Genomic DNA, 19683 nt, shown 5'->3' on the forward strand with positions numbered 1-19683 from the left:
TGGCTTTAAAAGATACTATTAGCCCGCCCAAGGGGAAAACAGATAGAAAACCGGAAATACCATAATCAGGATACCCTCCTGGCTTTATGGTATTTCCGGTTTTCTTATTATATCAATTCCAGTAAGCCTATTGCCATCTTATTTTACTGTTTCCACATAGTTTACCGCTGATAAAGCAGCTACATTACCTTCTCCTGCTGCTTTAATATATTGGTAAGGCTTTCCTGTTACATCTCCCGCAGCATAACAGCCTGGAATATTGGTTTTCATAGTACGGTCTACCTTGATATGGTTTTCCTCAGTTTCTATGCCTGGTATCAAGGTACCCGGACTAATCGTATCCCTTAAAATAAATACACCATCCGTATCTAATACCCTGTCTTTAAGTATCAACTTATTCACCACTTCACCACCGGCAATTTCCACGGGTCTGTCCCGAATCACTTCTATTTTATCACTCAAATGAAGCTCCTCTTTATACATAGGGATATAATAGACCTTTGCTGCCATATCAGCCAGATACTCTGCCTCTTTTTCCTCCTGACTGCTGTAAGCAACTACTGCGACTATTTTATCTCTGTAAAAATTTCCATCACAGGTAACACAATAACTTACCCCTTTTCCCAGATAAGCTTCTTCACCTGGAAAACCTTTTCCTATCTGTATCCCTGTAGCTAAAATAATTGATTTTGCTTCATAAATTTCATTATTTGCCAACAAGGAGAAATATCCATCCATTGGATATATATTCGTTACTTTTTTCTCTGCTATCTCAATCTCCATTTGCCTCAGATGCTTCTGAAATTCTGTCTGTAATTCCTTTCCCTGAATCTTTGGAAAACCCAGATAGTTTCCTATCAGGTGGGCTTTTTCGATTTTCCCGGATAACTGAATGCTTCCAAAGATAATGAATCTTTTATTTCTTATTTTTGCATTTAAGGCGGCAGATAACCCTGCCGGGCCTGTTCCTATGATAGCTAAATCATATCTCTCTTCCATCTTCTTACACTCCCTATATAAAGCCTAACCTTAAGTTTAATGTATGTTATAATAAATCTGTTATTTTATCCTCGAGTTTTATAGGATTTACAACAGGAGCAAATCGTTGTACAACATTTCCTTCTTTATCAATTAGAAATTTTGTAAAATTCCATTTAATATTATTGCCCAAAGCTCCTTTTTTTTCTCTTCTTAAAAATTGATATAACGGGTGAGCCTGTTCGCCGTTCACATCTATTTTTTCGAACATGTCAAAGGTAACACCGTAATTCATCTGGCAGAAAGAGTGGATTTCATCATTACCTGCCGGATCCTGTTTAGCAAACTGATTACAGGGGAACCCTAATATAACCAGCCCTTTCTCTTTATACTTCTCATACAGCTCTTCCAGTTCTTTAAATTGGGGAGTTAAACCACATTTACTGGCCGTATTCACAACCAATACTACTTTTCCTTTATATTTCTCCATTTTAACTTCGTCACCACTCATTTTTTTTGCTGTAAAATCATAAAATTTCATTTTGACCTTCCTTTCATATGAAAAAACTCACTTGTACTATGCTGTATTATCTATTTAATAAAACTTAAAGATAAATAATTCATATATCGCAGTTATTTTTGTCTTGGTATACTTGATAAAATCAGTAATGAACGTGATTAAGAAAGTATTAATTATGCTTTCAATTTAGCTTTTGGGCTGATTTTATCAAGTGTTTTTAAGTTTATTAACTGCGAACTTTGAGTAAATAATAAAAGCGTTTTATATTTTGTTCTATTTAATTGTATGCAATTTATTATAGTATTCGTAATCTTTTTTGTCAATAGTTATATCGTTACCATTTCTTTTATTTCTATGTTTTTGTTAGCCTTGAATTAGTAATTACTACTTAAAACCCACAAAAAAAAGAAATCTGCTATTATGCACTTAGATTTCTTTTTCTTGAGATATCCATTTTATTAATTCGTTACTTCGTATCTTTCAATTTGCTATTACCTATCTATCCTTTATAATCATTCATGTGTACTTTGCTTTCATGACAGGTTAAATCAACACTAACCCTTACTAACTTATATAAATCAGCCCGCCGTGCATCTTGGTAGTAAGGTACCACTTTTGCAGGTCGAATTGGATAGCTTTCCCTTCATCCGAGGCAGTCGCAATTAAGCTGTCTTCCCGTATATCAACAGCCGTTACTGTAATCCAGTGCCAGGCCTGGAGACTGATTTCATCTCCTCTGGACAGATTTAAAAAAGCTAAAGGACTGTCAGATAAAAGACCCTGACTGACAAAATCTTTAAGTTGATCTGGATACCGTTTTTTTGTAAAACAATTCTCAACAGCAAAAACTCTGGTCTTAATCTCCACTCCATTGTCCCTGGCAAAACGGGTTATACCATCCGTAAATTTATCAACATGATTGACTCCCATTGCCCCTGGTGTTATATAGCGGAATAACTCGTCCATATGACCAACAAAATTCTTACGCTCCATACTATCAGTTTTAAATAAATCCTTATATTCTTCTCTGGTCTGTGCCAGATAAGCAGTTATATTAGACGCACAGGTAGGTCCGCATCCAGCCTGTCTGTTCCAGTTTTTTTCATACCACTCCTGATCTGCGCCAAAATATGTTTTATGTTCAAGACTATCCGTAATAGTTAATAGTTCTGGTTTTTTAATAGAAACAGTCATACACCAACCTTCTTTCTGTCAAAGACTCATGCAATTAGCTTGTCCGGCTGTCACATCGAAATACTGACATCAAATCTTTGATATATCCAATCTCTTACATATCAAATCTTTGTTCTCCTATTATAATCAATATCTTATCAGTATGCAATAATTAATTTATGGTTCCAGTTACCGAATTCACTCTTTAAGTCCATAGTAACCCTTTTTACTCATTGTTTATTGAATTTAGTCCTATATATTTTCACGGTTTTAATCCGCAAAAAACCGGCTGTCAAGAAATGCATCCTGATGCAAATTTAATGACTGCCGGTGTACTATATGTACTCACATATGTTTATAGGAAACGTTTTTTTGTATACCTATTATTTTTTCATTTTCTTTCCTTCATATAAAGTACAAAAGGTTTTAAAATAAGGGTTTTCCCATGAAGTTCCGTCATATGTTTCATAAGATACTACTATTGCTTTAAAGGTTTTAATATTTAATCCATCCTCCAGATTATATCCGCTCTCTTCTCCATAGCTGGAACCGGCAGCCAGGTTAATATCACTATAATCAACTTTTGTAATATATGACCCGTCTGCAAAACTTAGGGAGCCTTTGATCTTAACAGGCAGACCATTTTTATCCCAGGCTGCAAAGGCAATTACAGCACTTTTTATATCATCTTTTGTGTCATTTTGAACAATTGCCTGGAGCATATCCGGGTATAGGGATTTGTAGGTTTCATCCTGTACCGTATACTTTGTAGTTTTAATAAATACCTGTTCTGCTTTTAACAATTCGTCCAACTCTTTAGCCGATGGTAAATCTTCATCATCCTTACTATCTGTTTTAGCAGTTTCTTTTACAGAATCAGTCTGGAGATCTTCAATTTTTACATCAACCGTTGCCTCCTTAGACAGTTTCTTTTCTTCATATATATCACAGAACTCATCATAATACGGATTCTCCCAGGTCTTACCCTCAAAGGTTTCATAAGATTTTACAATAGCCTTCACGGAATCTATATTCAGGGTTTCCTCTGAGAGCTGTAAGCCGCTGTCTTCTCCATATTTTCCGCCTGCGGCCAGGTTAATATCATCATAATTTACTTCACTGATATAACCACCGTTGTTAAAGCTTAAATATCCAACAATTTTTACCGGAAGGCCATTTTTATCCCAGGCTGCAAAGGCTACTACCGCACTTTTAATATCCTCTTCCGTATTGTTTTGTATGATCGCCTGGAGCAGATCCGGATATAGGGATTTATATTTTTCATCCTGAATTGTGTATTTCGTATTAACAACACTTACCGGTAAATCTAAAAGTAATTTGTCAAACTCTTTAGAACTCATTGTCTTTACAGCAGGTTCTTTCTCCTCTACCTCAGTTACCGTGGCAGGCGTTTCTTCTGTATCTGTTTTCCCATCCTGTGTTTCCTTCACTGGTTCAGTTTTAGTATCTGTGTTGTTGGTATCCTTTGACTGGTCCTCTGTTCTTGACTCCGGTTCACTGGTGGTTTCTTTTGTCTCAGTCTTGGCACATGCCCCCAAGATAAACATCGCAAGTACAATACCGGTTAAAAATAATTTCTTTTTCATTTGTTATCCTCCTACCATTATTATACAGTCAATGTTATCCAAAAACTGATATTAAGTCAATTAAGGTAGAATTAAACCTTTTTATGAAATCTGTAATTAAGTTTTAACCAGATTATAACTTTTATATAGATTTCAACATTAAATTCCTCTTTCAACACCATCCTGAGTCAGGATCGCCTTATACAGCTCTGGTCTTCTATCTCTGAAAATACCCCATTCGATACGCTGTTCGGCTATTGCATCCAAGTCAAATTCCGCCACCAAAAAGGTTTCTTCCGACCTTCCGGCTTCCGCTATTTTTTCCCCTACCGCGTTGGTAATAAAAGAAGAACCGTAAAAATTGATAGTGGAATCTTCTATCACTTCACTTCCAACCCGGTTAGAAGCCACCACCGGCATTAAGTTGCAGGCAGAATGTCCAATCATACATCTTTGCCAATGATCCTTAGAATCAACTTCCGGACTTTCCGGCTCAGAGCCTATGGCCGTTGGATAGAATAAGATCTCAGCCCCCATTAAGGCCATACATCTGGCGGCTTCCGGAAACCACTGGTCCCAGCAGATTCCAACGCCGATTTTTCCGTACCTGGTATCCCAGACTTTAAAACCAGTATCACCTGGGTTAAAATAGTACTTTTCCTCATAGCCTGGTCCATCCGGTATATGGCTTTTTCGATATACGCCTAAAACTTCACCGTCTGCATCAATGACTGCCAGGGCATTATATCTGGCATTATTCTTTTTCTCGTAAAAACTGATGGGCAAAACAACACCGAGTTCTTTAGCTACCGCTTTAAAGTGATTGATTGCTTTATTTTCTGAAAGCTCCAGAGCATAATTATAATATTCCGGTTTTTCTTTCTGGCAGAAGTAAAGGGTTTCAAACAGTTCCTGAATCAGTATAATCTGAGCACCTTTTCCGGCGGCATCGCGGACTAGTCCTTCTGCTTTTTTTATATTATCCTCTATTACATCCGTACAACTCATCTGTGTTGCTGCAATTTTAACAATTCTCACTGGGAATCCTCCTTAAATGATATACTCAGGCCTTAATGGATGCCGAGGGGCATCTGCTGGGTAATGCAATGAACATTCCCCCCCTCTTTTATTAGCGGCATACCATCTACCGTTACAATTTTTCGTTCCGGAAATACTTCCTGTAATACAGCCTCCGCTTTTTTATCAGTCTCTTTCGCATCCCCGCCAAATACCGGCAGAATTATTCCATTATTCACAAAATAGAAATTCAGATAGCTTAGTGTTAATCTAATATCTTTATAAAACCGTACCGGTGGCTGGGGAATCTCTATAATGGTAAGTTTTCTTCCCTTCCCATCTTCTGTGTTTTTTAAAATCTCCAGATTCTCAAGAGTTATTTCATAATTAGGATCACCCTTTTCCCTGCAGGTCTGAAGCAGTACTACGCCTGGTCTTGCAAAACAGGCTATATTATCCACATGTCCATCGGTCTCATCTCCATATAAACCGTTATTCAGCCAGATTATTTTATTTACCTTTAATGCCTTCATGACTTCCTCTTCAATCTGCTCACGAGTAAGCTCTGGATTTCGGTTTGGATTCAGAAGACATTGCTTTGTTGTCAGCAGCGTACCCTCTCCGTCCACATGAATGGAACCGCCCTCTAAGACAATTGGTATATCTATAACCGGCACATTTAAGTGGTTTAATACCCTGGGCGCCACTTCATTGTCCAGATTATAAGGTTTATACTTTTCCCCCCAGGCATTAAACTTCCAGTTTATCCCTTTTAATTCTTTCTTGTTGTTTCTAAGAAAGGTAGGTCCATTATCCCTGCACCAGGCATCATTATGAGGCAATTCAAGCAGTGTGGCAGCTTGTCCGCACAGATTTTTTGCAGTTTCCTTATCAGAAGGATTAACAATCAGGGTAACCGGTTCAAATTCGGATATGGCTTTCACTACAGCCGCATACCCATTACATACTTCTTTATAATTATCCGGCCAGACTAAGGAGTCTTTCACCGGCCATTCAATTATCGTTCTTTCATGCTTCTCCCATTCACCGGGCATGAAAAATTCATGTTCCTTTAACATTCCAACCTCCATGTGAAACTCTTACTTTTTGTCCTATTTATTATACCTGTAACGAAAGCATATGACAATCCCAGTTTTTGATGCGTTTTATTGTTTTGATTATTTATATGCGTTTATTGTTTAAATTGACATATCTAAATTACTAATTTGATTCCAATTTCTTTATCTTTTTATTGCACATGCCTAGTTTATATTTACTATTTAGTATTACTATTTTGCATTTACTATTTTGCATTTACTATTTTGCATTTACTGTCTGAATTAATTATTTGGAGTTTTATTATTGACAGATGGAGGTTAATTTAACATAATTATCTTAAAGAGGAAGAAGTTTACTATTTCCCTCCTTAACAACTATACTTCATTATCCTGTTACTATTTTATAAGAAGATTAAAGGAGATTCCTGTACTCTCCTTAACAGCTATATCTCTTTATCCTGATACTATTTTATAAGAAGGTAAGTTTATGATTATTATCACTACGGCCCTTTATTGTGAAGCTCAGCCCTTAATCCAATACTATCATCTTAAAAAAGATACCACCGTAACCAGATTCCAGGTATTTAAAAATGAGGAAATTCTACTACTCCTAACTGGCACCGGTGCCATGGCGGCTGCAATCAGCACCTCAGCCATATGTTCCTTACTTTCCCCAACTTCAAAAGATATATTCCTGAATCTGGGTATCTGCGGATTGAATAAAGTGGAGGCACCTATTGGAACGGTTTATTTATGTAATAAGATTGTGGATTTGATAACCAATCGAAGTTATTATCCGGATATTCTCTTTAGTCATCCCTTTAAGGAAGGATGCTTAGTCACAAGTCCTACAATCCTTCTAGGTAAAACTGGCGACACTGACAGGTTTCATCCATCATTTGGTGAACCTATTGATGCCTGGCAAAGTTCTAAAAACCACATAACTAATCTGGATACTGCCAGTTTTAGTTCAATGCAAAAAGAAGATATTAATTCCGGGAAAGGATTTCTCGTTGATATGGAGGCTGCCGGACTATACCCGGCTGCTGCCTGCTTTTTCAAACCCCATCAGATGTTTTTTCTGAAAATAGTATCCGATTATCTAGAATTAAACGCGATAACTGCTGACTGTGTAACGGCATTCATACAGCCCCGCCTGCCAGAAATCCATACATGGATCAGTAAAATACAGGAAGCTTTACGAAATAGTCCTTCCGTATTTACCGAAGCAGAGGAAGAATATATTAAAGAAGTAACCCGTTCTCTCCTATTCTCTGCCTCTATGGAATTAAAGCTGCGACAGCTCCTTAAGTATTACAAGTTAAAGACAGGGAATTTTACCGACAGGCTAAACGATTATTTAACAGATAAGGTTTTGCCCTGTAACACGAAATCAGAAGGGAAGATGTATTTTGAACAACTCAGACAGTTATTTATTTAACCCTTTTTTCTCCCATATCTATATTGAACAGGAAGCTCTAAAGCACCCAAATACGGCAAAAATCCTATCCCGGTACCCGAATGCGGAATATATCCCGATTAAACACTATAAAGATGTATTTTGCAGAGGTCATCAAAGCTATGGACTTCAAAAACAATCTCCAAAACTGATACTGGCTATTAAAAAAACTTCTTTTGTCTATGAAGGAGCTCCTGTCTGCCAGAGTTTTGGAAACCAGCATTTTTACTATACCTCACTGGTTATGAACTGCATTTATGACTGTGAATACTGTTACCTGCAGGGCATGTATCCTTCTGCCAATATTGTTATTTATGTAAATCTGGAGGATTATTTTAAGGAGATTGTAAAACTTTTAGAAGCTTATCCGGTCTATCTGTGTATTTCCTATGATACGGATTTACTGGCATTTGAGAACATTTTAGGCTACGTAGGACAGTGGCTTGCTTTTGCTGGGAAGCAACCGGGCTTGACTATTGAACTGCGTACCAAATGTGCTGCTTCACAAGTCCTTGATAACTTGATGCCACAGGATAATTTTATTCTAGCCTGGACCCTGACTCCTGAGACTATCCAAAGCAAGTATGAGCATCATACCCCATCCTTACAAGAGCGGCTAGCTTGTATCAATAAGGTCATGAATAAAGGTTACACCCTGCGGCTGTGTTTTGATCCTCTAATTTATCAGGAGGATTGGCAGACCTTATATAACGAACTGGTAAGGAGAACTTTTCTTACCTTGCCTGCTGATAAAATAAGGGATGTCAGCCTTGGAGTATTTAGAGTCTCCCATGACTACTTAAAGCAGATGAGAAAACAGCGCCCGGATTCCGTTATCATACAGTATCCTTATGAAAATGACCACGGCATATGTCATTATGGCAGGACCTTATCCAATGCCATGATTTCCTATGTCAGAAATCTGATAAAAGAATATATATCCGAATCAAAAATTTATATATGGAAGGAAACAATTTAAATGAAAGCAGCAATTGTCACCGGAGCTTCCTCCGGAATCGGGCATGCAATATCAAAAGTATTACTGGATAAAAATTATAAAGTATATGGTATCGGAAGGAATTTTACCGATACTTCCCTGATTTCTGAGAACTTTCTCCAAATAATCTGTGATATTACAGATACTTCTGCTCTTGTAAAGCAGATCACGGAAATCAGGAAAAGCAATGAGATCCATCTTTTGGTCAACAATGCAGGTGTCGGTTATTTTGGTCCCCATGAAGAATTAAATCCTGGTAAAATCCATGAAATGGTAGCCGTTAATTTGGAAGCCCCTTTGATACTCAGTCAGCTGCTCTTAAGGGATCTGAAAAAACATACTGGGTTTATTATTAATGTTTCCTCCGTTACCGCTTCGAAATCCAATACCTACGGCTGTGCCTACGGTGCTACAAAAGCCGGTCTTACCAGTTTTTCTAACAGCTTATTTGATGAGGTAAGAAAATATGGAGTAAAAGTAATTACCCTTCATCCCGATATGACCCGTTCAAACTTCTACCGCCATGCAAACTTCTGCGAAGGCAGCCAGGAAGACAGTTTTCTATACCCAGAAGAAATTGCCGGAGCCGTAGATATGATTTTAAACCAGCGGGACGGAATGTTGATATCGGAACTCACAATCAAACCTCAGAAGCATCAGTTAAGGAAATTATAAATCGACGAGTACGATTAACTGAGGTGTACAACCTGTTTACTGCTCTTTATTCCATCCCTTAAAAAAGGTCCAGGGCTGTGATATGCGATCTCTTAAAAATTCTCTCTGCCATTCCCACTGCGGGTGTTCCTGTAAGAATGCATCCACATAAAAGGGTTCACAGCAGGACCGGCCATACCTTCCCCAAAAAGAAAAATCTTTTGCTAATGCACTGGACACTACCATACCGTCCATGGCACCTCCGGGATTAAAGGGTTTATCCCCGGTTAATCCTGTAAATTCAAAAGGATCGGAATCCGAGTGCCCGCATATGGTACGGTTGCTGGGTTTATTAATATGCAAATAGATATCATAGTGGTCGCTCAGCATTTGAAACCCTTTTTCCGTATCAATACTGCCATAATTCATATCCATTAATTGCTTCCATCTTACTCTTCTTGCTCCGTTACCCCGGATATCATTATATTCTGTATTTTCACATTCCAGATTCCTGATCCTTGGATCTTCTGCTTCGTTAAAACCAGAAAAATATCCATTCTTTAACTTATTCAGACTGCTGTACTCTAACCCCAGTTCAAAACAGGCAATTTCATTGGTATTCGTATCTCCAAGGAGCCAGCTGTTCGCGATTCCGCCATTGTTTCCTTTTTCCATTATCATGGTCCAATCATCAATGGTTGCTGCATATTGTTTGGCTTTTCTTACACGAGAGAACTCTGGAGATCCGCCTTCTTTATATTTGCTAAACCCATTTATTGTAGTCGCTGTACCAATGATGCCTGCACCAGTTATAAAAAAATCCGACATACTGTGGATGAACCCAGGTATGCATTGCATCATTATCCGGTATCCGGTGGCAGGTTTGATGTCAAGAATTACATAGAAGTATTGTGCCAGAAAAAAATCCCACCAGGTATTATGGCCCATGACAATGCCATGATCCAATGTGGCTTTACCTGTGGCAATAAACGCACTGCAGCCTCCTGTCTTATTTTTCCCGGGTCCTGTATAATCAGACTTTACACTTGGCCACCAATAATAAATGAGTTCGATATAACCGTTCATTACCAGCAAGGCATCAAAGGGTATCCCCCCGCCTGCTGCTTGGGTTCCCTCTTTAATCCCCCGCAGTTCCTCCATATATTCACTGTCAATACCAGGAACAAAAATCCGATGAGCTGCTTCCATAAAAAACTCAATATTTTTTCCGGTTATTAAGAATGTGATTTGTGAAAGATTTTTGAAAACATTAGCTATCTCTTTCGAAAGATAATATCCATGCTGAAATCCTCTTTCATAGGGATTACCCTCGATATGTAAAAAGATCCAGCCGTTTTCACAGTAACTGTACGAATTCATCAAATAATTATCATACTCCATGATTCTCTCCGACAATACCGTAACAACAGGTAATATAACCAGAAGCTATAACCTGTTCCGGTATTTCACATGTTTTTTATACTGATAATATATTCCTATTTTTATTCATAAATTCGTACTGGTTAATATTTGCACTCCTATAGTTTTAAAAGTATATGAATCAGTATTCCAGTATTTCCAGAAACCTCTCAGTTAAAACCGGATCAAAACACTTCCCTGCTTCTTGTCTGAAATATTCCACTACCGCTTCTGTGGTTTCACTGTTCTGATTATTCTTTTCATTCATCAGAGTATCATAGGTATCCAAAATGGCAATAATCCGTGCGTTGTAGGGTATGCTTTCCCCGGCTAGTCCCTGAGGGTAACCAGATCCATCCCAATGTTCATGATGGCTTAAGATATCTCCTGCAATATGAGCCAGGTCAGAGGAAGAACTGGCTATACGGTAACCGATTTCACAATGATTTTTCATGACATTCCATTCTTCGGTTCCTGGCTTACTGTTTTGGGATATTATATGGTCTGGAATTCCGGTAATTCCAATATCATGCAACACTGCTAATAATTTTATATTTCTGATTTTATCTTCTGCCAAACCTAGGGCCTCACCGAGTTTCTGGGTTAGCTCCACCAGTCGGCTGCTTTGTTCTTTTGTTTCAATGGAACGCTCATATAAGTCATTTTGCAAGGAAGTTAGTATGGTGCTCCTTATACTTTTGCTTTCTGCTAATTTATTATTATACATGATATCTTCTGCTGCTCCAAAAACATCCTGCAACCGCTGATCCATTTCTTCTTTGGCTGCAAATCCCAAAGATATACTGGGTTTTATGGGATTCCCTTTTTCCTTTTTACACCTTGTTATAATCCGCTCTGATATTTGCTGTGCCTCCGCACAGCTGGTACCTGGCAATAATATCACGAATTCGTCACCACCATACCTACAGACAATATCCTCTTTTCTGCATTCATTCTTCATAATGGATGCTATTTTATAAAGGAGTTTATCTCCGGCATCATGACCGAAAGCATCATTGGTCAGCTTTAGACCATTGACATCACCAATAATAATAGATATGGGCAGGTTACTTTCTATATCCAGGCGTTTCATTTCTTCTTCACACCCCCTGCGGTTGCATAGTCCGGTTAACGTATCGTGACAGCTTAGGAAAATAATTTCTTTATTCCTTTTCATAAGGGCTAAGGCATTTTTGGTCTTAAGAGGCAGAGAGATCTTTAATACTTCTTCACTTAAAGGTTTGGAAAAGTAATCAAACGCCCCCAGAGCCAGAGCTTTTTCAACCGCCTCCTTGTCATTGATTCCGGTGCAGACAATTACCGGGATATCACTTAAGGTAGGTTCCATTTTCATTTCCTTTAGTATCTCAAAACCGTTTTTCTCAGGCATTAGTATATCGAGTATACATAATTCAATATCTTTTCCCCTTAACTCTTCACTTAGATTACTTCCATTTTCCATTTCAAACAGTCTGACATCCGTCAGATTTTTTTCCAGAACCTGTTTAATAATTTTTCTGTCTACTGTAGAATCATCAATAATCATTACATTTCCCATCATTATCACACTCCGCTTCTTTGCAGTCCATTATCAATGCATTGACCAAGAATTCCAGTTTTTCCAAATCTACTGCCACTTTTTCAAAGTTACCGTTCTTAATCTCACTTTCCGTCTCCAAGGCACATTCTGCAAGTTCTCTGGTCCTTACATTACCGGCAGAGCCTTTTAACTGATGCAGCAGGGCTTTCGCTTGCTCCAGTTCTGATTTTGATATCTGTTCTTTTATCTCCAGAAGAAGCTTATTTGCATGGTCACTGAATTCAATTATTATTTCCTTACAAGATTCCTCATCAAGACCTGATTCCTGGGTTAAGCTATGCAGTGCTTCCAGGTAATAATTTTTACTTTTTGTACTCTCGCCTGGTTCAAAACTAGTATCATACTTTTTAAGAATAGTTAGTACATCATTTAAATTGACCGGTTTGCTTAAATAATCATCCATACCGGCTTCCCTGCACTTAGCCGCATCCCCTTCCAGGGCATATGCAGTCATAGCGATAATCGTAGTATGCTTGCTGTCACCCTCCGCCACACGGATCTGCCTTGTGGCTTCGTATCCGTCCATAACAGGCATCTGGCAATCCATAAATACAATGTCATACTTGTTATCCAGACATGCATTAACCGCTTCCAATCCATTCACCGATATATCGCAGGTAATACCCTTTACTTTCAAAAGCTTTATAAAGAACTTTCTGTTAATCTCGTTATCTTCCACCAACAAAATCTTTAATTTGGTATTAAAGTTGGCCTCCTGAGCCATATGTTTCGTTACAAAAATAGTCTGTCCCTCCTTGGCCTGATGATTTTTACCAAAAATCATGGCAATACAATCTAAGAGTTCATTACGTTTATAAGGCTTTGACAAATACCCCTCAAACCCACTGTTTTTCGCCTGCTTTGCTTCTGATCCTGCAGTAACGGAGGTTACCAGTATCAGGGGAATATCTTTCGCAGTAACAATACCTTTAACTGCAGAAGAAAATTCCATGCCTGTCATTCCTTCCATCTGATAATCCACCAGTATCAAATTAGGAGAATTCTCCTTACCGGTGTTGATTAGATCAATCAGAGCCCGGTCAGCACTTTCAGCTTCATATACAATACCACCTAACTCTTCAAGATAGACCTTTGCTATATAACGGTTCATGGCGTGATCGTCAATTACCAGAATTCGCTTTCCCCTGACCACGGAGTAATCGGGCGGCTGAACAATTACCTTATCTTCTGCTTTACTTAAGGTTATGGTAAACTGAAAAATCGTACCCTTCCCCTTTTCACTGATAACGTTTATGGTTCCTCCCATCATATCCACATACCGTTTGCAGATGGCAAGCCCTAACCCGGTTCCGCCGTATTTTCTGGTTGAAGAGGCGTCCACCTGGCTGAAGGGTTTAAACAATTTGTCGGTTTCTAATTCCGTCATACCAATTCCGGTATCCTTTATGATAAATAATAATTCTATGAAATCTGCTTCCTGCTTATTTAAAGAGACTTCTAAAAACACCTCACCCCTGTCCGTAAATTTCACTGCATTACTTATGATATTTGTTATAATCTGTCTTAACTTTGTTGGATCTCCGATAACACACTGGGGGATTGCCGAATGAATCAGCATATTCATTTCCAATCCTTTTTCCTTCGCTTTTGCATCAAAGGTAACTACGGTGGTTTCAATGGTGGAACGGATGTCAAATGGTATACATTCCAGATCCATCTTTCCGGCTTCGATTTTTGAAATATCCAAAACATCATTAAGAACTGACATCAGAGTATCTATGGAGGTCTTTATCATATGAATATAATCTGACTGGTCATGATTAAGTTCCGTACCTTCAAGGAGTTGTAAAAATCCTACAATACCGTTCATCGGGGTCCGGATTTCATGGCTCATATTTGCTAGAAACTGGCTTTTTGCTATGTTAGCTGCCTCCGCATTTTCCTTGGCTATAATTAATTCCTGCTGATTATTTCTTCTATCCGTGATATCCATAAAGGTTACCACTGCGCCAACAATTTCACCATCCCGGTATTGGGGATAGGAATAATACTCAACCGGTATGCCGGTACCGTCTGCCCTCCAGAATACTTCATCATCCACATGGGTTTTTGCTCCGTTATCAAAGGCATTGTTTACTTTACATTCCTCCATTGGGAAATGGGACCCATCCGGATGTTTGGAATGGATCTGCCAATGCATGTTTTTACCAATTAATTCCTCCTGGCTGTTATAACCTAAAATTTTTAGACAGCTTTGGTTGCAAAAAGTACAATTACCGGCTAAATTAAGCCCATATATCCCTTCCGCAGTTGAATCCAGCAGTAGACGTATTTCATCTTCACTCTTTTTTAATGCAGAATTGGTTTCTTCCAACTCCGAGGTCCTACCCTTGACATTCTCCTCCAGTTTATTAATATGCTTATTTAATTCCTCTGCCATATGATTAAAAGCAAAGGCAAGCCTTCCAATTTCATCGTTTCTAAAAATCTTTGCCCGCTGTGACAAATCACCTTCGGAAAATTTTTCTGTTGCAGACATTAAGCTATTAATGGGTTTTAAAATAATATCCGTGAACTTTAAATATATAAGAATAGATATAAACAAAGCAAGTACCGATAAAGATACCGATATTTTTAAAGTATTATTAATTCCTTTTGTAAATACACTTTCTGGCTGGGCGATCATAATCAGCCAGTTAAGCCCTTCTGTTTTGTATTCTGTTAATTTAATATGATACTTGTCAGAGTCCGTGGCAATCATGCTCTCATCTTTGTTGTTTTTTATATAATTAATATAGGCTTCTTCCATATATTTGCTGTTAATTCCTTCAATACCGGTTCGTTTAATCTTACCGTCTTTTTGTACCGTAAAGTTCAAGTCCCCGAATGAATTAGCGACCAGCTCTCCGGTATCTTTATCCAGAATACAGGCTACCGCTTCCTTGTCGCGTACAATATCGACCAGACAGTTGTTCAGACTTGATAAGGTAATATGAGTACCCATGACACCTTGTAACTTGCCATCTGAATAGATGGGATATGCGGCTGAAATTGCTAAGTCATTTTTTACAAAATGTTTGTAAATAGGGGAGAATATTGGTTTGCCTTTTTCTTTGGCCAAACTATACCAATCCCTGGTACGTGGGTCGAACTTACCAAAATCCTGTACGAAACTTCCTTCTGTCAGATCCTTGGTTACCGTATAATAGAATGAATTTCCGCCTGTAGAAGCATCGCTTCTGTAGATTTCAATTTGATTATCTTTATTTCTCCGGGCACCATAATATTCCCCGTTCTCAGTGCCATAACTGAAACTGTAAATTTCTTCGCTGTTTGACTGAATGACACCTGCAAAATATGCTTCCCGCTCTTTTTTATCCCTAATGTCAATCATACCTTTTTCAATCAGGATATGGTTGATGTTGTTAATATTCAAAGGAGTGTTTACAAGTGCTTCTATTTTATTATAAATATCACTGCAGGCCTGTTCCTGCATTTTTTCTATTGTATTGTCGATGGATCTCTTCCAGTTGCCAAAGACTATGTAAGCTATAATGAAAACCGTACTAATCATAAGTACGATAAAAGAAATGCTGATAACTATACGCATGGAATATGATTTTCTGCTCATGCTGCAACCACTTGTTCCTTTCAAATATCAACCACCCGTATGCTTAAGAAACCAGCTTACCTGATAGTATTATAGTAATATAGACCTATGAGTTCAGTTTATCAGAATAAGCATTATTTTGTCAAGTAATGTAATTTTAAGCAATATTTTCCAATAGCTGATGAAAAGTTTGCAATAAAAAATTCCCTGAGTTTGTGAGGGAATTTTTTATGTTTACTATTTTGTTTTTTTGTTTGATGCAGAAGAATTAGAGGCTGAAGCCTGAGGTGCAGATTTTTCAGAACCCTGTTTCTTCTTCGGAGCTTTTTTCGGATTTTTATCTCCCATTTCTTTCACCACCTTTTTTAAATTATTAAGTGATTTAAAAATATTGTATCGCTTATACCACTCATTGTCAAACTTATTTTCCCAGTTTATCCCAGTTTTTTACTTTGTTTTCTCATCCTTTTAAGACAATTTTTGTGCTGAAATTTTTTTATAAACTATTGATGTTTTATATCAAATGATATGCTATAATAATGGACATAAAATTTAGATACTGTAATTCGAAGAATGATAAGAAAGTATTGAAAGGATGCCACGTTGTGATTCTTTCAAAGGTTGAAAGAAAATTTTTGTTTTGAAAGGATGCCACGCTGTGATTCTTTCAAAGGTTGAAAGAAAATTTTTGTTTTGAAAGGATGCCACGCTGTGATTCTTTCAAAGGTTGAAAGAAAATTTTTGTTTTGAAAGGATGCCACGTTGTGATTCTTTCAACCGGTGATGTTTGTTTTATTTTTCTGTGGCTGTACCGCAAGGGAACTTGCGATATATAATGGGTGTAAAAACAATGAATAAAACTGCCCTTTTAGTTATCGATGTTCAAAATGCTCTGGTAAGTGAACATCCCTACCAGGAAGTTACCTTAATTAACTCACTGGTTAATTTAATCTCCTCCTGCCGGGATAAAGGAATTGAAGTTATCTATGTACAGCATAATGATGAGGACGATGAAAGTTTGTCCCGTGGTTCATTTGGCTGGCAGATCTATGATGAAATTAGGCCTATGGAATCTGAGAAGGTATTTCATAAGAATTACAACAGTGCCTTCCGTAATACCGGATTAAAGGATTATTTAGACGGCAAAGGTTACGACACCCTGATCCTGGGTGGAATGCAGACCGAATACTGTATTGATACCTCTATTAAGGTAGCTTTTGAATATGGTTTTAATCTACTAATACCGGAAGATGGCGTATCTACTTTTGACCAATCTGATATGACAGGAGAAGAACTCTGCCGTTATTACCTTTACCGAATCTGGAATAATCGATTTGGAAAAGTTATGAGTTCCGGGGATATTATTCGTTCTCTTTAAGAGAGTTGTTAAAGGCTCTTTGCCAGGATTATGATTTACGAAAGGAGTTTATCTCTTTAGGATCTTGCCTGGCATCGTTAGCTATGATTTTGAATTAATTGCAAGGTATATTCTATAAATAACCTGGTACACAATTACTTATCTCTATATACTTTCTATACGCAAATTATAGGAAAGGAATTTACAAAGTTTTAGCTGCTGTAAATTTCCTTTCCTATGTACTGTACTTTTGTATGGTGTACTTTTGTATGGTGTACTTTTATATGGCGTATTTTGTATAGCGTACTTTTATAGTATCTTAACCCTTTAAGTAGCTTATGCTTCTGCTCACATCACTGATCCCGTCCGGAACCGGTTTATCATTTTCAACAATCAGCCAAGGTGAATCAATTCTCTCAGACATTTCCCTGATACCTTTTATATTATTAAAACCTTCCCCAATGGCACAAGGAGTTCCTTCAAAATTGCCGTCCTTTAAGTGAACCAGGGAAATCTTTTCTGCATTGTTCTTCAGGAAAGAACAAGGTTCAACACCAGCATGGAATACCCAGAAAGTGTCCAGTTCCAAATTGCAGCTTTCTCCAATCAAGGCAAGTGGTAAACTTCCGTCTTCCAAAACTACAAATTCATTGGAATGATTATGGTATAATGCTTCCATTCCATACTCCGCAGCTACTTTCTTTGCATTGCTCATTACACGGACAACATGGTCTACTTCTTCTTTGCTTGTCGTCTGGGCATAAGCGCATACAATATACTTGCACCCTAAGATTTTATCATATTGTATGGTTTCTTCCAGTTTGAATTCCAGATCCTGCAGGCTGTGATGTGCGGAGATGGCAGTGATTCCTGTTTCGTCTATAAATGCCTTTAATTCTTCTGCCTCCATTCCTGCATAGCCGGCAAATTCCACACCTTCATATCCTAATTCTTTCACTTTTTTAATTGCTGCCTTAAACTCCATCGCATTCTCATAACTATCTCTGATTGTGTACAGTTGTAAACCTATCTTCATAACTGGCTCCCTTCTATGCGCTACGGCGCAGGTCCTGACTGCTGATTTTTATAAGTATGAAACCCTATATTAAGGGTACTGCTCCTTCAAAACATGAATAAAGGAGGTACTAAGCAGCACCCATTGCATTTCTTCTGATTCCATAGTACATGAAAACTATCTTCTTATTTATTAAAATATACCGGTTCACCTGTTTTGGCAGATTCATAGATTGCATCCAGAATTCTTGTCACTACAGCTGCTTGTTCTGGTAATACAGTTAATTCTCCTTTGCCTAAAATGGCATTGGCAAATACCGTCTGTTCTATCACCTGAGGAGATGAATCCTTGCCTTCAAAGAAAGCCACTCCACCTGCATCCAGATTCGGTGTTGTTACATACTGCCTGTCATGTTTTACACCGTTGATGCGAAGACCATCCTGCATATCGGCGCCGGCTTTGGTACCGCACAATACGGTCTTAGCTTCCATAACATCCAGGGTATTTAACGCCCAGCTGGCTTCCAGGGTTATTGTTGCACCATTTTCCATAACAACAAAACCAAAGGCGCTGTCTTCCACGCTGAATTCTTCCGGCTTCCAGGGACCAAAGGCATTACCCTGGTCGGAATCCTGATTCAGTTTATGATATGTTGTACCTACTGCATATTTGGGCTTATAGTTGTCCATAGTCCAGAGGGTTAAATCAAGAGCATGAGTTCCGATATCAATTAAGGGTCCTCCACCTTGTTCATATTCATTTAAAAATACACCCCAGGTAGGAACAGCACGGCGGCGGATTGCTTTTGCCTTGGCATAATAGATTTCACCCAATACACCGTCTTCACATTCCTGTTTTAAATACTGACTGTCACTGCGGTAGCGGTTCTGATAACCGATGGTAAGGATTTTACCGGTTTCTTTGGCAGCTTCTAGCATAGTACAGGCTTCTGCATAATTTAATGCCATCGGTTTTTCACACATTACATGCTTACCGGCCTTGAGTGCAGCTACGGTAATTACCGCATGGGAACGGTTTGGAGTACATACATATACCGCATCCAGCTCTTCTTTTAATAATTCATTATAATCGACATAAACTTTAGCAGTTTCTGTACCAAATTCTTTGGAAGCTTTTACTGCCTTTTCTTCAATTATGTCACAAAATGCTACTATATCAGCATATCCTGCGCTTTTAATTGCCGGCATATGCTTGCCGTTTGCAATCCCGCCACAGCCGATGATTCCTACTCTTAATTTACTCATTATATTACCTCCAT

15 protein-coding genes are annotated in these 19683 nt (G+C 38.2%); 4 read left to right on the forward strand and 11 right to left on the reverse strand.

What is annotated here, in order from left to right; translation table 11 throughout:
* Positions 1–138 precede the first annotated feature (138 nt).
* The 6 genes from QA584_RS17610 to QA584_RS17635 form a co-directional block, all read right to left on the reverse strand.
* Entirely contained in the window at positions 139–999 is an 861-nt protein-coding gene (locus QA584_RS17610) for an NAD(P)/FAD-dependent oxidoreductase (protein ID WP_278270399.1), read from the reverse strand.
* Between the two features lie 46 nt (positions 1000–1045).
* On the reverse strand, positions 1046–1519 hold the full coding sequence (locus QA584_RS17615; protein ID WP_278270400.1) for a glutathione peroxidase: 474 nt from the start codon (positions 1517–1519) through the stop codon (positions 1046–1048).
* 543 nt (positions 1520–2062) lie between these two features.
* Complete coding sequence (locus QA584_RS17620; protein ID WP_278270401.1) at positions 2063–2692, reverse strand: hypothetical protein; 630 nt, start codon at positions 2690–2692, stop codon at positions 2063–2065.
* A 362-nt stretch (positions 2693–3054) separates the two neighbouring features.
* Complete coding sequence (locus QA584_RS17625; protein WP_278270402.1) at positions 3055–4278, reverse strand: DUF5780 domain-containing protein; 1224 nt, start codon at positions 4276–4278, stop codon at positions 3055–3057.
* A gap of 138 nt (positions 4279–4416) precedes the next feature.
* Positions 4417–5295, reverse strand: coding sequence for an N-carbamoylputrescine amidase (gene aguB / locus QA584_RS17630; RefSeq protein WP_278270403.1), 879 nt, complete (start codon positions 5293–5295; stop codon positions 4417–4419).
* A 32-nt stretch (positions 5296–5327) separates the two neighbouring features.
* Positions 5328–6353 (reverse strand): agmatine deiminase family protein, encoded by a 1026-nt coding sequence (locus tag QA584_RS17635; RefSeq protein WP_278270404.1) that lies wholly within the window; start codon positions 6351–6353, stop codon positions 5328–5330.
* 466 nt (positions 6354–6819) lie between these two features.
* Between QA584_RS17635 and QA584_RS17640 the strand changes: the two genes are divergently transcribed.
* The 3 genes from QA584_RS17640 to QA584_RS17650 are packed head-to-tail and all read left to right on the forward strand — an operon-like array spanning position 6820 to position 9463.
* Positions 6820–7773, forward strand: coding sequence for a hypothetical protein (locus QA584_RS17640; RefSeq protein ID WP_278270405.1), 954 nt, complete (start codon positions 6820–6822; stop codon positions 7771–7773).
* Positions 7745–8770, forward strand: coding sequence for an SPL family radical SAM protein (locus QA584_RS17645; protein ID WP_278270406.1), 1026 nt, complete (start codon positions 7745–7747; stop codon positions 8768–8770). The genes QA584_RS17640 and QA584_RS17645 overlap by 29 nt, the downstream gene beginning before the upstream one ends.
* Complete coding sequence (locus QA584_RS17650) at positions 8771–9463, forward strand: SDR family oxidoreductase (protein ID WP_278270407.1); 693 nt, start codon at positions 8771–8773, stop codon at positions 9461–9463.
* Between the two features lie 36 nt (positions 9464–9499).
* On the opposite strand, the gene QA584_RS17655 is transcribed toward QA584_RS17650, so the two are convergent.
* The 3 genes from QA584_RS17655 to QA584_RS17665 form a co-directional block, all read right to left on the reverse strand.
* Positions 9500–10843, reverse strand: a complete 1344-nt coding sequence (locus tag QA584_RS17655; protein WP_278270408.1) for a C45 family autoproteolytic acyltransferase/hydolase — start codon at positions 10841–10843, stop codon at positions 9500–9502.
* Between the two features lie 160 nt (positions 10844–11003).
* On the reverse strand, positions 11004–12422 hold the full coding sequence (locus tag QA584_RS17660) for a diguanylate cyclase (RefSeq protein ID WP_278270409.1): 1419 nt from the start codon (positions 12420–12422) through the stop codon (positions 11004–11006).
* Positions 12397–16053: a response regulator gene (locus tag QA584_RS17665; RefSeq protein ID WP_278270410.1), complete on the reverse strand. Its 3657-nt coding sequence runs from the start codon at positions 16051–16053 to the stop codon at positions 12397–12399. Before QA584_RS17665 ends, QA584_RS17660 begins: the two co-directional genes overlap by 26 nt.
* An 829-nt stretch (positions 16054–16882) precedes the next feature.
* On the opposite strand from QA584_RS17665, the gene QA584_RS17670 reads away from it, so the two are divergent.
* Positions 16883–17410, forward strand: a complete 528-nt coding sequence (locus tag QA584_RS17670) for a cysteine hydrolase family protein (RefSeq protein WP_278270411.1) — start codon at positions 16883–16885, stop codon at positions 17408–17410.
* Between the two features lie 298 nt (positions 17411–17708).
* On the opposite strand, the gene QA584_RS17675 is transcribed toward QA584_RS17670, so the two are convergent.
* Positions 17709–18425 (reverse strand): sugar phosphate isomerase/epimerase family protein, encoded by a 717-nt coding sequence (locus tag QA584_RS17675; RefSeq protein WP_278270412.1) that lies wholly within the window; start codon positions 18423–18425, stop codon positions 17709–17711.
* Between the two features lie 164 nt (positions 18426–18589).
* Positions 18590–19669 carry a Gfo/Idh/MocA family protein gene (locus QA584_RS17680; protein ID WP_278270413.1) on the reverse strand — a complete coding sequence of 360 codons (1080 nt, stop codon included), beginning with the start codon at positions 19667–19669 and terminating at the stop codon, positions 18590–18592.
* Positions 19670–19683 lie beyond the last annotated feature (14 nt).

The sequence above is a fragment of the Anaerocolumna sp. AGMB13025 genome (assembly GCF_029689925.1).
GTDB lineage: Bacteria > Bacillota > Clostridia > Lachnospirales > Lachnospiraceae > Anaerocolumna.